The 19,463-nt window shown below is 63.9% G+C and carries 17 protein-coding genes and 1 pseudogene; 11 read left to right on the top strand and 7 right to left on the bottom strand.

Translation table 11 applies throughout. The features are described 5' to 3' along the window. Positions 1-36 precede the first annotated feature (36 nt). The 5 genes from OKW76_RS01540 (at position 37) to OKW76_RS01560 (ending at position 3,738) form a co-directional block, all read left to right on the top strand. Positions 37-651, top strand: a complete 615-nt coding sequence (locus OKW76_RS01540; protein ID WP_265550510.1) for a HEPN domain-containing protein — start codon at positions 37-39, stop codon at positions 649-651. A gap of 290 nt (positions 652-941) precedes the next feature. Then, positions 942-1,262: a DUF736 domain-containing protein gene (locus OKW76_RS01545; protein ID WP_265550512.1), complete on the top strand. Its 321-nt coding sequence runs from the start codon at positions 942-944 to the stop codon at positions 1,260-1,262. A gap of 298 nt (positions 1,263-1,560) precedes the next feature. Then, entirely contained in the window at positions 1,561-1,920 is a 360-nt protein-coding gene (locus OKW76_RS01550) for a hypothetical protein (protein WP_265550514.1), read from the top strand. Between the two features lie 355 nt (positions 1,921-2,275). Further along, positions 2,276-2,965 (top strand): recombinase family protein, encoded by a 690-nt coding sequence (locus OKW76_RS01555; RefSeq protein ID WP_265550516.1) that lies wholly within the window; start codon positions 2,276-2,278, stop codon positions 2,963-2,965. A 131-nt stretch (positions 2,966-3,096) separates the two neighbouring features. Beyond that, the gene (locus OKW76_RS01560) at positions 3,097-3,738 is read left to right on the top strand and encodes a hypothetical protein (RefSeq protein ID WP_265550518.1); all 642 of its coding nucleotides are present in this window, start codon (positions 3,097-3,099) and stop codon (positions 3,736-3,738) included. A gap of 620 nt (positions 3,739-4,358) precedes the next feature. Here the strand turns inward: OKW76_RS01560 and OKW76_RS01565 are convergent. From OKW76_RS01565 to OKW76_RS01580, 4 genes and pseudogenes are all read right to left on the bottom strand, one after another. Then, positions 4,359-5,093 carry a FadR/GntR family transcriptional regulator gene (locus OKW76_RS01565; RefSeq protein WP_265550519.1) on the bottom strand — a complete coding sequence of 245 codons (735 nt, stop codon included), beginning with the start codon at positions 5,091-5,093 and terminating at the stop codon, positions 4,359-4,361. Between the two features lie 198 nt (positions 5,094-5,291). Beyond that, positions 5,292-6,350: pseudogene (locus OKW76_RS01570) on the bottom strand (family 43 glycosylhydrolase); the annotation flags it as partial. A 47-nt stretch (positions 6,351-6,397) separates the two neighbouring features. Continuing rightward, the gene (locus OKW76_RS01575) at positions 6,398-7,501 is read right to left on the bottom strand and encodes an arabinan endo-1,5-alpha-L-arabinosidase (protein WP_265550525.1); all 1,104 of its coding nucleotides are present in this window, start codon (positions 7,499-7,501) and stop codon (positions 6,398-6,400) included. Positions 7,502-7,571: 70 nt separating this feature from the next. Beyond that, positions 7,572-10,397 (bottom strand): TonB-dependent receptor, encoded by a 2,826-nt coding sequence (locus OKW76_RS01580; protein ID WP_265550527.1) that lies wholly within the window; start codon positions 10,395-10,397, stop codon positions 7,572-7,574. A gap of 465 nt (positions 10,398-10,862) precedes the next feature. On the opposite strand from OKW76_RS01580, the gene OKW76_RS01585 reads away from it, so the two are divergent. Continuing rightward, positions 10,863-12,416 carry an alpha-N-arabinofuranosidase gene (locus OKW76_RS01585; RefSeq protein WP_416221853.1) on the top strand — a complete coding sequence of 518 codons (1,554 nt, stop codon included), beginning with the start codon at positions 10,863-10,865 and terminating at the stop codon, positions 12,414-12,416. A gap of 338 nt (positions 12,417-12,754) precedes the next feature. Here the strand turns inward: OKW76_RS01585 and OKW76_RS01590 are convergent, their stop codons facing one another. Then, positions 12,755-13,153 carry a hypothetical protein gene (locus OKW76_RS01590; protein WP_265550531.1) on the bottom strand — a complete coding sequence of 133 codons (399 nt, stop codon included), beginning with the start codon at positions 13,151-13,153 and terminating at the stop codon, positions 12,755-12,757. A 2-nt stretch (positions 13,154-13,155) separates the two neighbouring features. Here OKW76_RS01590 and OKW76_RS01595 point away from each other — a divergent pair, with 2 nt between their 5' ends. The 5 genes from OKW76_RS01595 to OKW76_RS01610 all read left to right on the top strand — a co-directional run bounded on the left by OKW76_RS01595 (position 13,156) and on the right by OKW76_RS01610 (position 16,410). Next, positions 13,156-13,281, top strand: coding sequence for a hypothetical protein (locus tag OKW76_RS01595; protein ID WP_265550533.1), 126 nt, complete (start codon positions 13,156-13,158; stop codon positions 13,279-13,281). A gap of 32 nt (positions 13,282-13,313) precedes the next feature. Beyond that, positions 13,314-13,478, top strand: a complete 165-nt coding sequence (locus OKW76_RS16165) for a hypothetical protein (RefSeq protein WP_322740107.1) — start codon at positions 13,314-13,316, stop codon at positions 13,476-13,478. A 12-nt stretch (positions 13,479-13,490) separates the two neighbouring features. Continuing rightward, positions 13,491-13,811 carry an IclR family transcriptional regulator domain-containing protein gene (locus OKW76_RS16170; RefSeq protein WP_322740121.1) on the top strand — a complete coding sequence of 107 codons (321 nt, stop codon included), beginning with the start codon at positions 13,491-13,493 and terminating at the stop codon, positions 13,809-13,811. A 291-nt stretch (positions 13,812-14,102) separates the two neighbouring features. Then, complete coding sequence (locus OKW76_RS01605; RefSeq protein ID WP_265550535.1) at positions 14,103-14,663, top strand: gluconate 2-dehydrogenase subunit 3 family protein; 561 nt, start codon at positions 14,103-14,105, stop codon at positions 14,661-14,663. A 70-nt stretch (positions 14,664-14,733) separates the two neighbouring features. Continuing rightward, positions 14,734-16,410, top strand: a complete 1,677-nt coding sequence (locus OKW76_RS01610) for a GMC oxidoreductase (protein WP_265552701.1) — start codon at positions 14,734-14,736, stop codon at positions 16,408-16,410. A gap of 50 nt (positions 16,411-16,460) precedes the next feature. On the opposite strand, the gene OKW76_RS01615 is transcribed toward OKW76_RS01610, so the two are convergent. After that, on the bottom strand, positions 16,461-17,972 hold the full coding sequence (locus OKW76_RS01615) for a tryptophan halogenase family protein (protein WP_265550537.1): 1,512 nt from the start codon (positions 17,970-17,972) through the stop codon (positions 16,461-16,463). Continuing rightward, complete coding sequence (locus OKW76_RS01620; protein WP_265550539.1) at positions 17,969-19,456, bottom strand: tryptophan 7-halogenase; 1,488 nt, start codon at positions 19,454-19,456, stop codon at positions 17,969-17,971. The genes OKW76_RS01615 and OKW76_RS01620 overlap by 4 nt, the downstream gene beginning before the upstream one ends. Positions 19,457-19,463: the final 7 nt, after the last annotated feature.

Consider the following 19,463-nt stretch of genomic DNA (forward strand, 5'->3'; position numbering starts at 1 on the left):
GTCGTCGACTATTGGAACGGCGCCGAAGACCGGCTGATGCGCGACGTGACGATCACGAACGCGCTCTCGGCGCCGGTCAATTTCATCGTCCACACGCTCAAGGACGTGAACCAGCAGCTCGAGCATGGCCGTCCCTTCTTCGGCGACATCGTGCGGCAGGGGATCGCGTGGTACGAAGCCGAGGGGCATGCGTTCGCGCAGCCGCGCAACCTGCCGCCCGCCGAGGCGCAAGCGGAGGCCCAGCGCTATTTCGGCGAGTGGTTTCCGACCGCGTGTGAGTTCGCCGCCGGCGCCGAATTTCACCGCTCGCAAGGCAGCGTGAAGTTGGCGGCGTTCAACGTTCATCAGGCGACCGAGCGCTTCTACCACTGCGTCCTGCTGGCCCTGACGTTGTACAGCCCGAAGTCGCACCGGCTCAACTTCCTGCGCTCGCATTGCGAGGAGATCGCGCCCGATCTGATCGCGGCTTGGCCGCGCGAGGACAAATTCTCGCGGCGCTGTTTCGAGCTGCTCCGGCTCGCTTATGTCAACGCCCGCTACTCGCCCGAATACCGCCTGACCGACGACGAGATCGGCCGGATCGCCGCGCATGTCGCGGCGCTCGAGACATTGGTCCGGGCGGTGTGCGAGCGGCGTCTGTCCCCCGACTGATCGCCGACCTGCATCCCCCGCGCGGCAGCCAGCGTTTATTCCGGCGCTGCCGACCTGGACCATCGCGGTCTCGATCCGCCATGACCTATGACCGTGCGGCCCCCGCGAAGCCATCGCGCCCGCACTGTTTTCCCCTGGCCTGACGGCCATTCCTCGCGCGGCAAAACAGCGCGGTCGCTCCGGTCCTGCGCTGTCGCTTCGGCCTGACGGTTCGCGTCGATCCTTGCCCGGTCATCTGGTCGGCGCCGTCGACCGGGATGGTCCCGGGTCGCATGCAAGGAGTGAAGATCATGGCTGCCATCGGATATGTGACTCGCCACGACGACGGATCTTTCAAGGGCCAGCTGAAGACGCTCAGCATCCGCGCCGACATCGCGATCGTCGTCAACGCGAACCGCTCGGGCGATACCCAGCCGCACTATCGCGTGATCTCGGATGGGGTCGAGATCGGGGCGGGATGGACGCGCCGGTCGGAAAGCTCGGGCCGCGACTATGTCTCGCTGAGCCTGGCGGCGCCCGAGTTCGGGCCGCGGCGTCTCTACGCCAATCTCGGGCGCGCCGCGGGTGAGGCCGAGGACCGGTTCGCGGTCATCTGGAACCCCGCCGACTGAGGCGGACGGGCCGGCTCCGGCGCCCGACCGGGCGTTGGGGCCGGTCTTTTCGCATGTGCTGGGCGGGCGTTCCGCGTGATCGAGAGCGGGGAGGGGCTCGTCTCGGGTCGTCCGAGCATGGCGGCTGGCGGCGCGCCTGTGCAAGGCCGGCGGCCCCTCCAATTTGCTGCGCAAATCGGTTCCTCCGCCGCCGCTTCGCGGTGCCGCCGTTGGCGCGGCGGCAGCCCTGACAGGCGCGCCGCCAGCCGCCGTCGAGGGCCTGTCTTCGATGAGGAAGACAGGCACGAAGGAGGTTCCCATGACCATGAATCAGCAGATCGGTGGAGCGTCGGATCGCGTGATGACGACGTTGGTCGCAGGGCTAGATATCGAGTTCGGACGGGGTGCGGGCGGGGCTTTGGCGCGGCGGTTTCTCGAGGCCGAAGAGGCAGAATTTCGCTGGGACGCCCGCAGCGAGGAGCGCTGGCTGGGTGCCTATGAAAGCGGCGATGGCGATGAGGTCTGGTTCGATCGCGTGGCGATTTGTGGATGCCGGGACGGTCGCTGGTTCACAGCGACGATGATCGTCGATGGCGAGGGCAGTGCGCACGGCATGCTCGGATGTCGGCACGTTCGCAGTCGAAAGGCCGCGCATGCGGCGATGGCATCGGCGCGTTGATCGCGCATATTCGAAATCGGGAGGCGGTGCGGACAGCATCGGCTCCCGATCTCTTTTTGCCTTGGGTCGGGTTGCTAACAGGGCGGCGGAAGGGGGCGTGAGCTGGCGAGGATGGCGGTCGGGAAGGGGAGGGGGCGTAAGGCAAGATAAAGCTATGGCCCGGTGGTCCCGTAAGTCTTTGTCTGCACATCGTTTTCGGGCGGCCATCTTGGCACTGCGCAAAGCCAAGGGGTGCCACCTGGCTCGGGATCCACGGAATCTGCCGTTTGCGACGGCAATCTTGCCATTGGAACGCCGCTATCGTCCTCCCGCGATCATATCATTGTCGTCGTGCAGCTTTCATCGGAGATGCACGATGCAAACACCGACTCTTGTTACCGGAAGACGCTGCGCGATCTACACGCGCAAAAGCTTCGACCCTCCTTTTGGTCAGGAAGTAACCTCGCTCGAAAGCCAGCGCGCGATCTGCTTTTGCTATATCGCCAGCCAACAGCATAAGCACTGGGCAGAATTGGGCAAGCCCTACGACGATTCCGGGCGGTCCGGGGCCAACCTCGTTCGGCCCGCCCTGCAGGAGTTGCTGGCCGATATCGAGCAGCGCCTGGCCGATATCGTTGTCGTGTACAAACTCGATCGGATCACGCGAACCCTGCTCGATTTCGTACGGCTCATCGACTTCTTCGACCGCTACGGGGTCGCCTTCGTGTCGATCACCCAGACTTTCGACACCAGCGACAGCATGGGCCGGCTGATCCGCAACATCCTGCTCACGTTCGCGCAGTTCGCGCGCGAGATCGCCAGCGACCGCATGCGCGACAAAAAGATGGTCATGAAGCAGCGGGGTCTGTGGACCGGCGGCGATGCCGATCGGCTACCACCTCAAGAAGGGCCGGCTGGTGGTCAACAATATGGAGGCCTTGGCAGTGCGATGCATCTTCGAGACCTATGTCGAAACCAAGCGCGTTTCCGCGACGTACAAACGTCTCATCGCCGACACCCGCAAGCGCAAAGCCTGGCGTTCAAAATCGGGGCTAAGGAAGGGTGACCCATCAGCCTGACCTCGCTCCACCATGTGCTTCGGAACCCGGTTTACATAGGCGATCTGACCTATCGCGGAGAGGGCAACCTGGCGTCCACGAACCCATTGTCGAGCCGGCGCTCTGGGAGGCACAAGCGGTGTTAAAGGAGCGCGAGCAGTTCAAACCCCGCCAGCCGCGCAATCTGCTAACCGGGATTCTGGTCGATGGCTTTGGGCGCCGGATGGTGGCCCGCGACGTCTATGGCGGGCCGGCGAACGGGCGATATTATTCGTCCGCCTTTACCGCCTGGGCAACCCGGCAGCGGATCCGGCCGATGCGCATCCGCGCCGAGGCGATCGAGCAACTTGTCCTGCAAGTGTTGAAGCGTCAGATGTCCGATCGCACCATCCTGCGGCCGCTGCTGATCCGGGCCGGTTACCACGGGCTCCAAATCGACGAACTTAGTGACGAGGCCGCCGCCGCCGCACTGCGGTTCGATCGTCTAACGATCGTTCAGCTGTCAGGCGCCCTGAAGGGCGTGCTGCAGCGGGTTGAAGTGGCTAGCGATCGGGTGTTCATCACGCTGCGCGTGGGTGCTCTCGCCGAACTCATTGCTTCGGATGGCGTCGGATTGTTTAGCGCCTCGGATGTCGAGCTCAGCCGGCCCGGGCAAGTACATGTCGAAGAGGTGGCGGTTGCCATGGCGCGAGAGCGCAGAAAGGACTGGCTGCCGTTGATGCCGCACGCCGGCGTACCGACCCCGTGCGCGAAGCTGTTGGCGCTTCTCGAAGACGCATGAGCGGCTCAAACGCTGACCTTTAACAATCGTCACCGTAGTATCGCTGACCTAGCGTACTCACTGAAGCGTAAGCCCGCATCATTTTTCCGGCTTATCAGGTTCAATTACCTCGCACCCGACATCGTCGCAGCCATCATCGATGGTACGCAACCCGCCGCCCTCGATCGGCGAAGTCTCATGGAATGCGATCTTCCGCTCGACTGGGCGTTACAGCGAAGGCAGCTCGGGTTCGTTGGAAAGCAGGAGGCATGGCCCCGAACGGAAAGGATGGGATTGTCGCGGCATTCCGGATAGCCATGCTCGAGGCGCAGGTGGGGCCTCGCCACCGGGAAGAGGTTCAAAATTCTGGCGTTTGGAAAACTCGCTCCCTCGCCGGCCGAGGTGACAGCGAGGCGGCTAATGGGCTCAAGGTTCAACGGCTTTGGCTACGAGGCGCGCGCCGTTACTAAACCCATTAACGGGCGGCCCCAAGTCGACTGAGCTGGGGGGCAAGGGTATGCGGTTGATCGCAAAATGGTCGCACGGCTAATCCAACCCGTTATTGCAAGTGGTTCCCGGGTGGCAATATCCCGCGCCTTAGCCCTTCGATGCCGTTGCCGGCACTTGCCGTATGACCGCCGCTACAATCCGTCCAGCGTCTCGCGGGTGTCAGCAAGCGCGAAGTCGACGAGATCTTTCATGGCTTGAAACGCAGCGCTCGGGTCGCGATTACCAATCGCGCTATAGACGGCCATGTGGTCAGGCATAGGATCGCGTGGCGTAGCCTTGCCACGGCTGACTAGATCGGATGTCCAGCCGACCGCCGCGGTAATGCCTGCGCTAAGTGTTACTAGTGCGTCATTCCGTGACGCCGTAAGTATGGCAGCGTGAAAATCTCGATCCGCGGCCCGGCCGTCTTCGTTAAAGACACTATGCCGCCCCATCTTGTCGAGCGATTTGCGAAGCCGTTCGATGTCCGCCGCATTATGTCGTTCGGTCGCCAAGGCTGCTGCCGCTGGTTCGATTACGGCTCGAATCTCAAACAGGCTCCGGAGCAACCGCAGATCGGGGTTGTTGGCCAAGCCCCAAGCAAGGACGTCGGGATCAAGCATGTTCCAACGGTTACGAGGAAGGACGCGTGTCCCCAGCTTCCTCCGGCTCTCTACCAAGCCCTTACCGATCAGGACCTGCACCGCCTCGCGGTATACGCCCCTCGACACTCCTAGTTTTTCCGCAAAAACCACCTCGCCTAGCAGCAACTCTCCCGGACGATAATCGCCAGCCAAGATCGCACGCCCAAGTTCGTGCGCGACCGCCCCGCGCACGCGACGTTCCGACGACCTGGGTGCAACAGTTTTCTCCGCCTCGCCGGTCATGCGCTTGCTGTTCCTTGCTTTCTAGCCCTAAGTCTCGAGTGACCCGCATAGGCGCGCGATCTCGGTTTCCCTGGGCGCGATGGATGCAGAAGCGTTCCGCGCTTATTCCGTGTAGACGTGCCCTATTAGAGTGGCAGGCCAGATTTTTGCCGATATCGCCCTTGCGTGCCGCACCGCTCTCGCCAGGCAGGGTCATGTCAGTGGCCCATTGCCGACCGGGGGATCGAATAGCGGCACCCCGGCGCTGTCATAGCGCACCGGCTGGATGCGCGTATGGCGATTGGGGTCGAACAGCGGATCGCCGGTGATTTTCTCGTAATCGCGTGCGTGGAACACCAGCATGTCGCGGCCTTGCTCGTCTATCGTGAAGCTGTTGTGCCCCGGTCCGTAGATGTTGTTGGTTGGCGAGGTCTGCATTACCGGCACCGGCGACTTGGTCCACGCCCGTGGGTCCATGATATCGGCGTCGTCGCGCGCGGTTAGCATCCCCAGGCAATAGCGTGCGTCGGTAGCGCTTGCCGAATAGGTCATGAACAGCCGGCCGTTCCTGGCGAGCAGCGCAGGGGCTTCGGCGACCTTGAACCCGCGGATTTCCCACGGAAGCTCGGGGATCGTCAGTCTCGCCGGCTTGGCGGCCAGCGTAAGCGGCGTGGCGAGGGGCGCGAGATACAGGTTCGAATTGGTCTCGATCCCCGGCTCGCGCTGCGCCCAAGCAAGATAGCGGGTGCCGCGATGGACGAAGCTGGTCGCATCGAGGTTGAAGCTGTCCCATGGGGTTTCGAGTTGCCCCAGCAACGCCCATTTGCCCGTCATCGGATCGGCGCCGTTGCACGCGACGACATAGGTGCGAATGCGGAACACATCTTCGCCGCCGCCGCTGGGACCCGCCGCAAAGTACATCAGCCAGCGACCGTCGATCTGATGCAGCTCGGGCGCCCAGAGGAAGCCCGACAAGGGGCCTGACTTTTCATGACGCCACAAAACCTCCTCGCGCGCCGTCGTCAGCCCCGCGAGCGTGCGCGACCGCCGCAGCACCAACCGATCATATTCGGGCACCGATCCGGTCATGTAGTACCAGCCGTCGGTGTGTAGAAACACCTGCGCATCGGCGCGGTTGCGCACCACCGGGTTGACGATGCCGCCCGCGGCGGCGGCATTTGCGCCGGCACGCCCGGCGAGCGGCGCGCAGCCCAATAGCGGCGCGGTGCCGGCGATGGTTGCCCCTGCCATGAACAGGCGGCGCGATACGAGGGTCATCGGTTCGTTCCTTTTGAAAGCCCATCGGCCATCGCGTGTTAGCTGGATCACCCGGCAGTCGGCCAGCCATCGGCCGACCAGACCAGCGGCTGCATCTGCAACGTAGGCAAGCCGTTCCGTCGCACGTCATAGGCGTGGTAGACGATATAGTCGCGGCCGGGCTCCTGCAGGATCGCCACATGGCCGCGTCCAACGAACTGGCCCGCTTCGCCCTGACCCGATTTGAGGATCACCGTGCCGCCGCCTTGCATCATCTGCCGGCCCTCGCGATCGACATAGGGGCCGGTAGGCGACGTCGATCGACCCACGACGGTGCTATAGGTGCTGTCGGCACCTTGGCAGCAGCTGTCGAACGACGCGAACAGATAATAGAAGCCATCGCGGCGAATGACATACGGCGCTTCGATCGCAGTGGGGCTGGGGCGGCTGGCGATGCTGCGTATCTCGGTGTCGCCTGCCTTGCGCCTGCCCGTCGCGGGATCGAGCTCGATCATCTTCAGCCCCGACCAGAAGCTGCCGAACGCCATCCATTCGCGCCCATCGGCGTCGGTGAATACCGCCGGGTCGATCGCGTTGAAATTGTCACCGATATTCGATTCGACCACCGGGCCCTGATCGCTCCAGCCAGCATCGGGGTCGGCGACGTCGACCGACGTCGCGGTGGCCATGCCGATCGCTGAATCGTTGCGACCGAATGTCGAGATCGAATAATAGAGCCGATATTCGCCGCCGCGCTTCACGATGTCGGGCGCCCACATCCCGCGGGTGCCGGGCACCGCTGCTTCGGCCCATGCCGGCAGCGCGGTGTAGGCGGGGCCGCGCAACGTCCATGCCAGCATGTCGGGCGAGGTCCGCATCGCCAACATGCCTTCGGGGTCGGTGAGCGAGCCGGTCGAAAACAGCAGATAACGGTCGCCGTCGCGCAGGATCGCTGGGTCGTGCACCGGTGCCGTTGCGCCCGATAGCGCGATCGAGCCGGTCGCGGGTGGTGTTGGCGTGGGGGTAGGCGTAGGCGTTGGGGTGGGCACCGGCGCCGGCGCCGGCGCGCTGCTCGTCGGATTGCCACTGGGTGGCGGCGTATCGCTAGCGGTTTCGCCACAACCGGCCAGCATCACCGCAAGCAGTGATGTTGTGTAAAGCGTGCTTCTCATGACTCACTCCAACTCATCGAACGTATGAAAAAGGGGCGCGGCGGGGCAGCCGCACCGCGCCCGGTGGAGGTCAATCGAGCGAATAGCGGACGCCAAGCGCAAAGGTTCGGCTGAGCAACGTAGTGCCCAGATTGAACTGGTCGGGGTTCCCGACATCTTCAAAGCGGTAATAATTCTGCTGCACCGCATTGGTCAGGTTAACCGCGTCGAATGTCACGCCTAGCCGGTCGTTGAGCGCCAGCGTGAGCTGGAAATCGAGGCTCTTTTCGGGGACGCGCCACACGCCGATCGGGTTGGCGAACAGCCGCGCTTCGTTGCTGGCTAGGAAGTTGTCGCGCCAGACATAGGAAAGTCGGCCACCGACCGGTCCGCGATCATAGGCGAGCGTCACGTTGTACGAGATATCCGACACGCCGAAGAACGCGCTCTCGGTCTGGCCGACGATGTTGCCGGCTTCGTCCGAAAGCGGGATGTTTTGCGTTGAATCGAGCAGCGTGAGGCTGCCCTGCATGCCGAAGCCATCAAGGATTCCCGGCAGGTCGGGAAACAGGACAAGACCAAGTTCGAGCCCCTTCAACACGCCGTTCGATGCGTTCTCGGGGCGCGTGATGGCGAAGCGATCGGTGTTCTGGCCTGAATTCGGTATATCGATCAACGACGTCAGCGGGACGACCAGCCCGTCGATTTCGCGCCGGAATAGCGTGGTGTAGATCGCGCTGTCGCGGGCGAAATACCATTCGAGCGCCAAATCATAGTTGCGCGAGGAGGTCGGCTGCAGATTGGGATTGCCCGCACTGCCCGATCCGCGCCCGATCCCGGTCAGATCTCCAGTAAGATTGAAGAAGGGATTGAGGTCGGCGAAGCCCGGACGCCGCAGCGTCTCGCCATAGTTGAAGCGAAGCCGCAAATCGTCGGTGATACCAAAGCGCGCGGTGAAGCTTGGGAGGAAGCGCTGGGTGACCTGCGACGCCTCGGTGGTATTGCCCGTCAGGCGATCGGTGAATGCCAGATCGGTATCGACATCGACATAGCGGATGCCCGCCTGCAGCTGCAGCGGACGACCGAAGACGTCGACCTCGAAATCTGCGAGCGCATAGGCGGTCATCGTGGCTTCGTTGATGTCGAACACGTCGGTCAGCGACAGCTGGTCGCTCAGCTGGATGCCCGGATCGACCGTCGAGCGATATAATTGCCGGATCGCGTCGGTATTCTCGAAGATATATTGGCCGTTGGGCACCAGCCAGGATGTCGGCACGCTGGCGCGGCCTTGGAAGAAATCGCTGTTGGTGAACTGCAATCCCGGATCGAGCGCGCTGAACCGTTGGCCCAGCCCCGGCGCGTCCTGGGTGCGAACCGAATCGACCGCCTTGCGATCGTCGATCCGGATGCCCGCCTTGATCCGGCGCAGGAACCCGTCGGTAAAGCTTTGCTCGCCGTCGAGATGCAGCGTTAATGCCTGTCCCTGTGAGCGGTTAGCGTTGTCGTAGAATTCCCCGACATTCCATTGCGCGGCATCGAGCAACAGCGCGTTATCGCTGAAATTGTACGACGGGATGCCGCCGCCGGCATTGAAATCGACATCGATCTGCGACGCGACGCGGTCGATCCGCATCGCCAGGAACTGGGTATTGAACTCGCTGGTCTGGTACGACAGGTCGGCAGTGATCTTGCCGTTGTCGCCGACCTTCCAGTCGCCGTTGAGCGCGAAGACGTAGCTATCGGTGTTACTGCGCGTGTAGTCGCCCGAATTGAAACCGAACACATCGCCCACCCGGCGCGACTTAACGATATTGGTGCCGTCGTATAGTTCGAGCGTCGATGCCGGATCGGGGCCGAGATTGCCCCACCAGTCGGCGAAGCTGAACATCAGGCTGTTGAACGTCGTCTGCTTGAACCCGGTCCACGACGCTTCGAAGGTATAGGTCGATCGATTGTCGGGTGCCCATTGCAACGCCATGTTGACCGCGGGGCGCTCGCGCTGGCCGGTCAGATCGGGGCTGAATACCGCGTCGCGCGCCAGATAATAGGGGACCTGCTGCCCGTTCAGCGGGAAGGTCGATCCCGCCTCGGTCGGCAAGCCGCGCTCGAGCCCGGGCTGCCAGGCGCCGGTTTCGGGGAACACGCGTTGCAGCGGGGTGAAGCCCGGCGGCGCGTTTTCAGTGACGAAGGGGACGAATGCGCCCGAGGTCACGCTCATGTCGCGGAAATCGGTCCGGGCGTAGCTGCCGTTGATCAGGATGCCGATGTCACCGATCCCGGTTTCCCAGCGATTGCTGATCAGGGCACTGACATTGGGGTTATAGGTGTCGGCTTGTTCGTTGTAGATCCCGCGTGCCACGCCCGAAAGTGCGAATCCGTCGAAGTCGAATGGTCGACGCGTGAAGACGTCGATCTGCCCGGCGATCCCGGTCTCGATCTGGTCGGCCGAGCGCGTCTTGTAGACGTCGATCCGTTTGACCAGGTTCGCCGGGATGTCTTGCAGCGCGAAGGCGCGACCCGAAGCGGTGAAGATATTGCGGCCGTTTTGCGTCGTCAGCGCGTCAGGCAGGCCGCGGATCGATATCGCGCCCGCCTCACCCGCGCCGCGATTGGTCACCTGGATCCCGGTAACGCGCTGCAGTGCTTCGATGACGTTGTTGTCGGGCAGCTTGCCGACGTCCTCGGCGACGATCGAATCGACGATCTGGATCGATTCGCGACGAATATCCAGTGCTTCGCGCAGGCTTGCGCGGATGCCGGTAACGACGATGTCTTCTTCGGGTCCTGCGGCAATTTCCTGATCGGGAGCCTGCGCAGGTTCGACCGGGTCAACCGACTGCGCGACCGCCGACGGCGCATAGAGTGAAATCGCGCTTAATGCGGTGGTGCACGCAATAGCGAGCTTGAAACCCTTCATCCGATATCCTCCCGGTCGATAGGCGGTCGTTTGTCCCCGAAGGGGCCGCCTTTAAAACTCAGACAATAAGATTTTTAGGTCGGGTGATTTGAACGTGCAAGGCTTTTTTAAGGGCGCCATGCATTTTTGCCGGCAAGTATCCTTCGCGTCTGATTAAGCGGTGAGGATCTCGCTGCACCCGTGCGTGGGGATATCCGCTTGATCGGAAAGCGGTCACCATCAGGCGGGACAAGGCCCATTCCGGGCATTGACCCGGTGCCATTGCCTGTTATGTCTGAGTATATAAAAAATATGGCGGCGCTGCCATTTCGCCTGCATGCGCAACGGCTGTCCGGTCGGTCGCGTCAGCCGACACCATACGGGCGGGGCGAGGGTGCGAACGCCAAAGCCGGCAGCTTCGTGTGTGGTGGCAAACCATCACGCCACGAGAGGCGGAATACCGTTGAAGCTTTAGGAGAGCGACAGATGCAGTTTTGGAAATCGGCTACGGTGGCGCTTGTCGCGACGGTGGGAGTCAGCCCGGTCTTTGCACAAACCGAGCCGGCGCCGATCGAAGCGACGGTGACGGTGGACACCGGTGCCTCCGGGCCGCGGATCGAACCTGCGGTGTATGGGCAGTTCGCCGAGCATCTGGGCCGTGGCATCTACGAGGGCATCTGGGTCGGGCCGAACTCCCCTATTCCCAATCGCGACGGCTACCGCACCGATGTGCTAGACGCGCTCAAGCGTATCAAGGTTCCGGTAGTGCGCTGGCCGGGCGGTTGCTTTGCCGACGAATATGATTGGCGCGACGGAATCGGAGCACGATCGAAGCGTCCAAGCCGCGTCAACACGCATTGGGGTGGCGTGCTCGAGGACAATGCCTTTGGTACTCATGAGTTCATGAACTATTCCGAGCTGCTCGGCGCCGACACCTATATCGCGGGCAATATGGGGTCGATGCCGCCGATCGAGATGGCGCGCTGGATCGAATATATGACCGCCGACGGCGATTCGACGCTGGCGCAGGAGCGGCGCAAGAATGGCCGCGACAAGCCTTGGCGGGTGAATTATTTCGGGGTCGGCAACGAAAGCTGGGGCTGCGGCGGGAACATGAAACCCGAATATTCAGCTCATCTGCACCGCCGATACCAGACCTTCGTAAAGGTACCCGCAGGCACCCCGCCGATCGTCAAGGTGGCGACCGGCGCGAACGTCGCCGACTATAATTTCACCGAAGTGCTGATGCGCGAAGCGCGCGATACGATGAACGCGATCAGCTTGCACCACTACAGCTTCACCGAAAGCTGGGAGAAGAAAGGACCCGCAACGGGCTTCGCCGAACCCGCTTGGGCATCGGTGCTGACCAATGCCCGCTATATGGACGAATTGATCACGCGCCACAGCCAGATCATGGACAAATATGACCCGGCCAAGAAGGTGGCGCTGTATGTCGACGAATGGGGTACTTGGTACGACCAGGAAGCGGGCTCGACTCCGGGCTTCCTGTACCAGCAGAATACCTTGCGCGACGCTCACGTTGCGGCGGTCACCCTCAACATTTTTCACCGCCATACCGAGCGCGTGAAGCTTGCCGCGATCGCGCAGATGGTGAACGTTCTGCAGGCGATGATTTTGACTGATGGCAAGCGGATGGTGCTGACCCCCACCTATCACGTGTTCGATATGTATCAGCCGTTCCAGGGCGCAACGCCGCTCGCCGCAAGCGTCGGGACCCCCGATTACGTTAACGGCACCCATCGGATGCCGGCGATCGATGCTTCAGTGGCGCGCGGCGCCGATGGGCGGCTCTACATGGCGCTGGTCAACGTAGACCCCAATCGGCCCGCACGCATCATGACCAACCTGACCGGAACAGCGACTGGGCGGATGCTGACGGGCCCCGCGATCGATACGCACAACAGCTTTGATGCTCCAGACACCATCGCTCCGATTGCTTATCAAGCAAAGGTGGTGGGCGGACGGTTGGCGTTCGACTTGCCGGCAAAGGCGATCGCCGTAGTCGCACTGGCGCAATGACGAGGTAAGGGCCCCGTGGAGGTTTCGCGGGGCCCTCTCAAAGCAAAGCACCAGCGGGGCTGCGTCAAACCGAATGCATCTGATGATAACCAGCGCGGCTAGGGGTTTAAGACGCCTGGTACGGGCTCTTTCGAAGAATTCGCACTATTGTATCCGCCGATACGGTTCGGGACGGCCTTAGCTACACCCTAACCGACAGCGAATGTCGGGCTTGTAGTATGCGGCTTACCGCAACCAAACACCCCCCTCCATCCGCCCAGCACATCCTGCAGCGGACTTTTTTGGCGCTTTTTTCGGCGCAATCGAAAAATGCTCGACCGCCGTCCCTGGACAGGCCGCTAGCAATATCTAGCGCTCGCCAGCCGCGCGCCTTCGGCAAGCACCGCGAGCTTAGCCCGGACAATGTGGCGGTCGACCCCGCTCGAGCTGACATGGACCGAGAAGCCACAATCGACCGCTGGCATGACATTGTCGCGTCCGACCAGATCGGCATAGCGGCCGATGGCCTGCGCGATCAGTGCGGGGTGCTCGATATGATTGGACTGGCATTCGACCACGCCGGGGATCAGCACCTTGCCCTCGGGCAGGCTGCCGCGCTCGAACATCGCGAATTCGTGCGCGTGGCGCGGATTGGCGGCCTCGAACTGAATTGCCTGCAGTCGCGCGCGCCAGACCAGATCGATGATGTCGTCGAAGGGTACGTCGCAATGGTGCGGCCGCGGTAATTCCCCCAGCACCTATGCATGCGCACCTGCCCAACCGGGATGTTGGCGGTAGCGTGGTTGAGCGCGCCGAAGTGCTGACCTTCGCCAACAGCTATCTCTCGTGGATGAACCTCGAGCGGATCGTGCTGCCCTCGCTGTAGCGCGTGCGCGACGAGACCGGCGACAGCCTTCGATGGCAGTCCTGTCGAAGACCGATATCCTCTATGTCGCGCACGTCTCGACCACGCGGCCCATCCGGCTGCGGGCGAACACGGGGACCCGCTACCCGCGGCACGCGACGTCGCTGGGCAAGGTGCTGCTCGCCTTCCAGCCCGAGCCCGTTCTCGCAGCCTATTAGCGGCACGCGACGCTGCCGCGCTTCACCGAACATACCGTCACGACGCGCAAGGCGCTCGAGGCACGGTTGGATCGGACGCGCAGCGACTGCTATGGCACCGCGCTCGACGAGCTCGATTATGGCCTCGTCTCGGTCGCGGTTCCGGTCTTCGATGCCCGGCGCCGTATCGTTGTCGATCAACTGTTCGACCTCGACAACGCGGATCTTGCAACAGGATCTGGTCCAAACGCGGCTCCCGCTGCTGCGGAGCGCCGCCAGCGAAATAGGGACGGCGCCGCAGCGCTGGCCGGCGTTGATCCACTCGCTACTTTCGGGATGCTGAGCCGCGGCTGATCCTCCCAAGGAAAAGCTCGCGAAGGCTCCGCCCCCCCCTGAGCGCCGCATGCCGAGGTTCGATTCATGTCGAAATCCTCGCCGCGTCAGCATTGACTGTCGCGCCAGCGTGTGAATAACTCGGACCAGATAACGAAATAATACGGAGAGGCGAATGACCGGAGGTCATCGGCACGCAACGGTCGTGCGGCGTAATTTATTGTCGCGGTCACCTGCCCATCTCTCCCCCGCGCATGCGCTGGCGGCGGCGCACCCGTTTCCGGGCACCTTTGGAATGCGACAGGGTGCCGCATGCTGATCGATCGCAGAACGGCGCTTGCCGGCGTGGTCGGCATGTTCGGCGCGACCTTGTTCGCGCCCCTCGCGCGCGCCTTGGCCAACCAGCCCGTACCGGTGATCAACACCGGCACCGCAACGCCGGTCTTCACGCCGGCGCAGCGCGCGCTGGTCACCGCGCTCAGCGAGCGCGTGTTGCCGACCACCGATACCCCCGGCGCGATCACCGCGGGGGTGCCCGACTATATCGAGCATATGCTCGGCGACTGGGCGATCGATGACGACCGTGCGCTGATCCTCGGCGGCCTCGCCGCGATCGATGCACGCAGCATGGCCGATTATCGCAAGCCCGCCGCCCAGGCCACGCCGGCGCAGCAGGATGCGTTGCTGACGCTGGCGATGAACGGCGGCCTGTCGGGCCCGGCGGACTTCTTCGAAGCGTTCCGCCAGCTCGTCATTACCGGCTATTATACGTCGGAGGTCGGCATCAAGCAGGAGCGGCATTATCTGCCCGTCCCCGGCGAATATGACGGCGCCTACCCGTATGCGAAGGTCAAAAAGATCTTCTCGTCCTAGGCGATCCAGCGGCTTCGGCCCGCGCACGCAACCACCCTTTCCCGACCCTTCGATCCGGCGGACAATGAACATGGCAGCAACAGATCGCTTCGACGCAATCGTCATCGGCTCAGGCGTGAGCGGCGGCTGGGCCGCAAAGGAACTCACCGAGAAAGGGCTTCGCGTCCTGCTCGTCGATCGCGGCCGGATGGTCGAACATGGCGAGGATTATCCGTACGAGGGCAAATCGGCCTTCGAGATCCCGGCGCGCGACCGGATGCCCGCGGCGATCGCCAAGAGCGAATATTTCGCGCTCAACGGCTGGGTCTCGCCGAGCACGCGGCCCTTCTTCATCAACGACCGCCTCAACCCCTATGATTACGACGCGCCCAACAAGTTCAACTGGGTCCGTCCGTCGGTGGTCGGCGGCAAGTCGCTGACCTGGGGCCGCTGGAGCTTCCGCTGGGGCCCGAATGATTTCGAGGCCAACAAGCTTGAGGGCATCGGTACCGATTGGCCGATCCGCTATGACGACGTCGCGCCCTGGTACAGCTATGTCGAGAAATATATCGGCGTGTCGGGCGGGCGCGAGAACCTCCCCTATCTGCCCGACAGCGAATTCATGCCGCCGGTACCGATGAACATCGCCGAGAAATGGCTCAAAGGTCGGCTCGAGGGCGAATTCCCCGGGCGCAAGCTGATCAACACCCGGCTGAGCAACATCACCGAGGACAAGCCCGACCAGGGCCGCGCAAAGTGCCAGAACCGCGCGCAATGCCATCGCGGCTGCAGCTTCGGTGCCTATTTCTCGACCCAGGCGGTCACGCTCCCCGCCGCGCGGGCGACCGGGCGGCTGACGGTGCGCGCCGACGCCTGGGCGACCAACATCGAATATGACCCGGCGCGCAAGCGCGTGACCGGCGTCCGGCTGGCCGACGCCAATACCGGCAAGATCGAGATCGTTGACGCGCGGATGGTGTTCCTGTGCGCCTCGGCGATGAGCTCGCTCCACGTGCTGCTCAACTCGCGTGCCGGCGACAGCGAGCGGAGCTATTTCCACTCGAACGGCGCGCTCGGCAGCGCGGTGATGGACCATATCTTCCGCGTGAACGTCTCGGGCGAAATCCCCGGAATGACCGATTATGTCGAATATGGCCGGCGCCCCGGCGGCGTCTATGTCCCGCGCTTCCGCAACCTCGAGCAGGAGGACCTGCCCTTCAAGCGCGGCTATGGCTATCAGGGCGGCGCGGGACGCCAGGCCTCGCCTCCCGAGGGCTTCGGGGCGGATATGAAGCACGGCATGCGCGAATATGGCCCATGGCGCTTCAACATGGGCGCGTTCGGCGAATGCCTGCCTTATGACGACAATCGCGTCATGCTGAACTTCGGCAAGACCGATCGCTTCGGCACCCCGTTGCTGCGCTTCGACGTCACCTTCCGCGACAACGAGATCAAGATGATGGACGACGCGCAGGAGCAGGGCATGATCATGCTGCGCCAGGCGGGGCTGAAGAACGTCAACAGCTACCGCGGCAAGCATGTGCCCGGCGAAGCCATCCACGAAATGGGCGGCGCGCGGATGGGCCGCGATCCCGGCACGTCGGTGCTCAACGAATGGAACCAGGCGCACGACGCGCCCAATTTGTTCGTGACCGACGGCGCGATGATGGCGTCGGTATCGTGCGTCAACCCGTCGCTCACCTTCATGGCGATGACCGCGCGGGCGGCCGATCATGCGGTCAAGCAGATGAAGGCCGGCGTGATCTGATCACCGCCGGCTAGCGCGGCCGGCCGGCGGGGTGGTGCGGCGCCCCGCCGTCAGGCTGCGGCGGGGCAATAGCCGGCGATGAAGCGCTCGTGCGTCGGCATCTGCTCGGCCGCCGCGGCCATTGCGCTGCGCATCGAGCCCAGGCTGCGCGCGATGTCGGCGGCGGGGAGGGTGGCGACGATCGGGTCGCACGATTCGGGCATGATCCGCTGCCCCAGCATCACCGCGACCCAGCTCGGCCGCGCGAACAATTCCTCGTTGTAGCGAAAGACCCGCCCGGTCTCGCGGAACAGCTCGATCTTGTGCGTCAGCGTGTCGGGGACGGGCATGGTGCGGCAATAGTTCCAGAAGTCGCTGTCGTCGCGCTCGGTCGCGCAATAATGCAGGATGATGAAGTCGCGCACCTGTTCGAATTCGGTGCGCATGTGGCGGTTATATTCGGTGCGGAGGATATCGGGGATCGCCGCGCGCGGGAACAGCGAGATGAAGCGGCTGATGCCCTCCTGGATCAGATAGATTGAGGTCGATTCGAGCGGCTCGAGGAACCCTGCGGCCAGCCCGATCGCGATGCAGTTGCGCGTCCAGAACGCTTCGCGGCATCCGGCGCGAAAGCGAATCTGGCGCGGATCGGCGAGCGGCGTTCCCTCGACCCCCGCAAGCAACGTGGCGGTCGCGACGTCATCGGACAGGAATGCGCTCGAATAGATATGACCGTTGCCCACGCGCCGCTGCGTCGGGATCCGCCACTGCCACCCCGCCGTCTTCGCAGTCGATCGCGTATAGGGCGCGGGCGGCCCCACATGCTCGCTCGGCACCGCCAGCGCGCGATCGCACGGCAGCCAGTGGCTCCAGTCGACGAAGCCGACCCCCAGCGTCTCGCCCGCCAGCAGCGCGCGGAAGCCGGTGCAGTCGAAGAAGAAGTCACCCTCGATAACGCGGTCGTCGCCCAGGTCGATCGCTTCGACGAACCCGTCCTCGGCGCGAAGCCGAACGTCGCGAACAATCCCCTCGACCCGCCGGACGCCGCGCGCCTCGGCATAGCGGCGCAAGAACCTGGCATAGAGCGTCGCGTCGAAATGATAGGCGTAGCGGACGTGCGACAGCACCGATCGTGGGTTCGGATCGGGCAGCGCGAAGCGGCCCGCCTTCGCCGCCACCGCGCACTGGCTATACGCCTCGATCGGGTGCCCATCGCCATCGGCGCGGCTGCGCAGCCAATATTGGTGGAAATCGATCCCCTGCATGTCGACGCCATGCTGGCCGAAGGGATGGATATAGCTGTCGCCGCGCCGCCCCCAATCGACGAACTCGATCCCCAGCTTGAACGTCGCCTGCGTCGCCGCCATGAATTCGGCTTCGTTGACCCCGAGCATGCGGTTGAAGGCGAGGATGTCGGGGATCGTCGCCTCGCCCACGCCGACGGTGCCGATCGCGTCGGATTCGACCAATGTGATCGTCACTTCCTTGGGATCGAGCAGGCTCGATAGCGCAGCCGCGGTCATCCACCCCGCCGATCCGCCGCCGACGATCACGATCCGCCGCAAAAGCGGTTGCTGGGTCATCTTTGGGTACGCTCCAGATACTGTTCGAGCTGCGCGCGATAGGTGCCGCTGGCGGGCATCTTCGCGACGACCTGTTCGATGTCGTGCTTGGTCTTGGCGAGGAACTGCGAAACGCGCGCGGGGTCGGCGCGGTCGGCCAGTCGGTCGTGCCGCGCCGGCCGGCGGCCCATGCCCAGATGCAGGATCGTCCAGTCCTCGGGGTGAAAGGGTTCGAGGTCATAGGCGACCAGCACGCCGCGGCTTTCGAACATGCCGATCTTGTGCTGCAGCTTGGGCGGCACCGGTTCGGCCCGCGCCGCCCGCCAATAGGGGGTGTCGGGCAAACCATCGGCTTCGAACAGCGCGCGGGTGAACAGCGCGGCGTGGCTGTGATCCTCGCCGAAGCGGCGGTTATATTCGGCGCGTTCGACCGTCATGCTGCCGGCGTTGGGCAACAGTGCCAGCAACCGCTCGATATCGCGCTCGAGCAGCATCAGCGGTGCAGGGGTAAGCGGTTCGACTACCGCTGCGGCGTGACCGATGCCGACGCAATTGCCGCTCCACGCCTCGCGCCTTGCGCCCAACGTCGCTTCGCCGGTGACTTCAGGCCCGCCGCCATGCGCTCCCATTGCTTCGCCGGCCTGCGCGAGGTCATAGACGCTGGTGCGCCTTACCCGCCCGCGCAGCGGGGTGTCGCTCACCCAGCCATAGGGCGCAGCAGTGACGGTGCGCAGCGGCGCGTCGGGCTGCGCAGGCGCGGCGTCGCTCGCCGCGATGCCGATGCGGCGCGTGCCGTCGATCTCGGGAACCAGGCGCGAGAGCAGCGAAGCATCGGTGCCGGTGCAGTCGATATAAAGGTCGGCGGCCAGCACGCGCCCGTCGCGCAGCCGAACGCCGCTGATCCCGGCAGCGTCGGTCAACTCATCAGCTAGCTCGCCCGTGATCCGTTCGACCCGATCGGCGGGAATCCCCTCGGCGAACAGCCGTGAATAGGCCGCAGGATCGAACTGATAGGCGTAGTCGGCACGCGCGAGCGGGTGCTGTCCGGTCTCGCCCGGGCCACGCGGCGGATGCGCGAACGCCCCCCGCTGCGCCGCGCGCGCCGAAACCAGGAAGGGCTCGATCGCACCCGCCCCGCTCGACGCCAGATATTGGTGGAACTGCACGCCATCGAGGATCGGAAAGGGCAGCGCGAAGCATTGGGTCCACGCGCGATCGCCGCCCCATTGCGTATAGCGTGTGCCCCACGAAAAGCCGGTGTCGCTGCGCTGCACCAATGCCGGTTCGTCGACCCCCGCGGCGAGGTTGAAGGCATAGGCCAGGGGCGCCGACACCGTCCCGTAGAACAGGTCGCTACTGGCGGTGTCGCAGGTCGCGGCGAGGGTGATCCGGGTAGCCGCTGGCAGTTGCCGGGCGAGCGCTGCGGCAGTCATATGCGCGGCGAGGCCACCGCCGCAGATGAGGATGTGGCCGATCGGTGCGGCGAAAGCGGACGGGCGTTGCATCGCTGAT

The organism is Sphingomonas sp. S1-29, assembly GCF_026167545.1.
Classification (GTDB): domain Bacteria; phylum Pseudomonadota; class Alphaproteobacteria; order Sphingomonadales; family Sphingomonadaceae; genus Sphingomonas.

Bases quoted from the DNA above. Each gene is read 5' to 3' on its own strand.
- OKW76_RS01540 (WP_265550510.1), top strand. From the start codon at position 37: ATGCGCGACGTGACGATCACGAACGCGCTCTCGGCGCCGGTCAATTTC.
- OKW76_RS01545 (WP_265550512.1), top strand. From the start codon at position 942: ATGGCTGCCATCGGATATGTGACTCGCCACGACGACGGATCTTTCAAG.
- OKW76_RS01550 (WP_265550514.1), top strand. From the start codon at position 1,561: ATGACCATGAATCAGCAGATCGGTGGAGCGTCGGATCGCGTGATGACG.
- OKW76_RS01555 (WP_265550516.1), top strand. From the start codon at position 2,276: ATGCAAACACCGACTCTTGTTACCGGAAGACGCTGCGCGATCTACACG.
- OKW76_RS01565 (WP_265550519.1), bottom strand. From the start codon at position 5,093: ATGACCGGCGAGGCGGAGAAAACTGTTGCACCCAGGTCGTCGGAACGT.
- OKW76_RS01575 (WP_265550525.1), bottom strand. From the start codon at position 7,501: ATGAGAAGCACGCTTTACACAACATCACTGCTTGCGGTGATGCTGGCC.
- OKW76_RS01580 (WP_265550527.1), bottom strand. From the start codon at position 10,397: ATGAAGGGTTTCAAGCTCGCTATTGCGTGCACCACCGCATTAAGCGCG.
- OKW76_RS01585 (WP_416221853.1), top strand. From the start codon at position 10,863: ATGCAGTTTTGGAAATCGGCTACGGTGGCGCTTGTCGCGACGGTGGGA.
- OKW76_RS01595 (WP_265550533.1), top strand. From the start codon at position 13,156: ATGCATGCGCACCTGCCCAACCGGGATGTTGGCGGTAGCGTGGTTGAG.
- OKW76_RS16165 (WP_322740107.1), top strand. From the start codon at position 13,314: ATGGCAGTCCTGTCGAAGACCGATATCCTCTATGTCGCGCACGTCTCG.
- OKW76_RS01605 (WP_265550535.1), top strand. From the start codon at position 14,103: ATGCTGATCGATCGCAGAACGGCGCTTGCCGGCGTGGTCGGCATGTTC.
- OKW76_RS01610 (WP_265552701.1), top strand. From the start codon at position 14,734: ATGGCAGCAACAGATCGCTTCGACGCAATCGTCATCGGCTCAGGCGTG.
- OKW76_RS01615 (WP_265550537.1), bottom strand. From the start codon at position 17,972: ATGACCCAGCAACCGCTTTTGCGGCGGATCGTGATCGTCGGCGGCGGA.
- OKW76_RS01620 (WP_265550539.1), bottom strand. From the start codon at position 19,456: ATGCAACGCCCGTCCGCTTTCGCCGCACCGATCGGCCACATCCTCATC.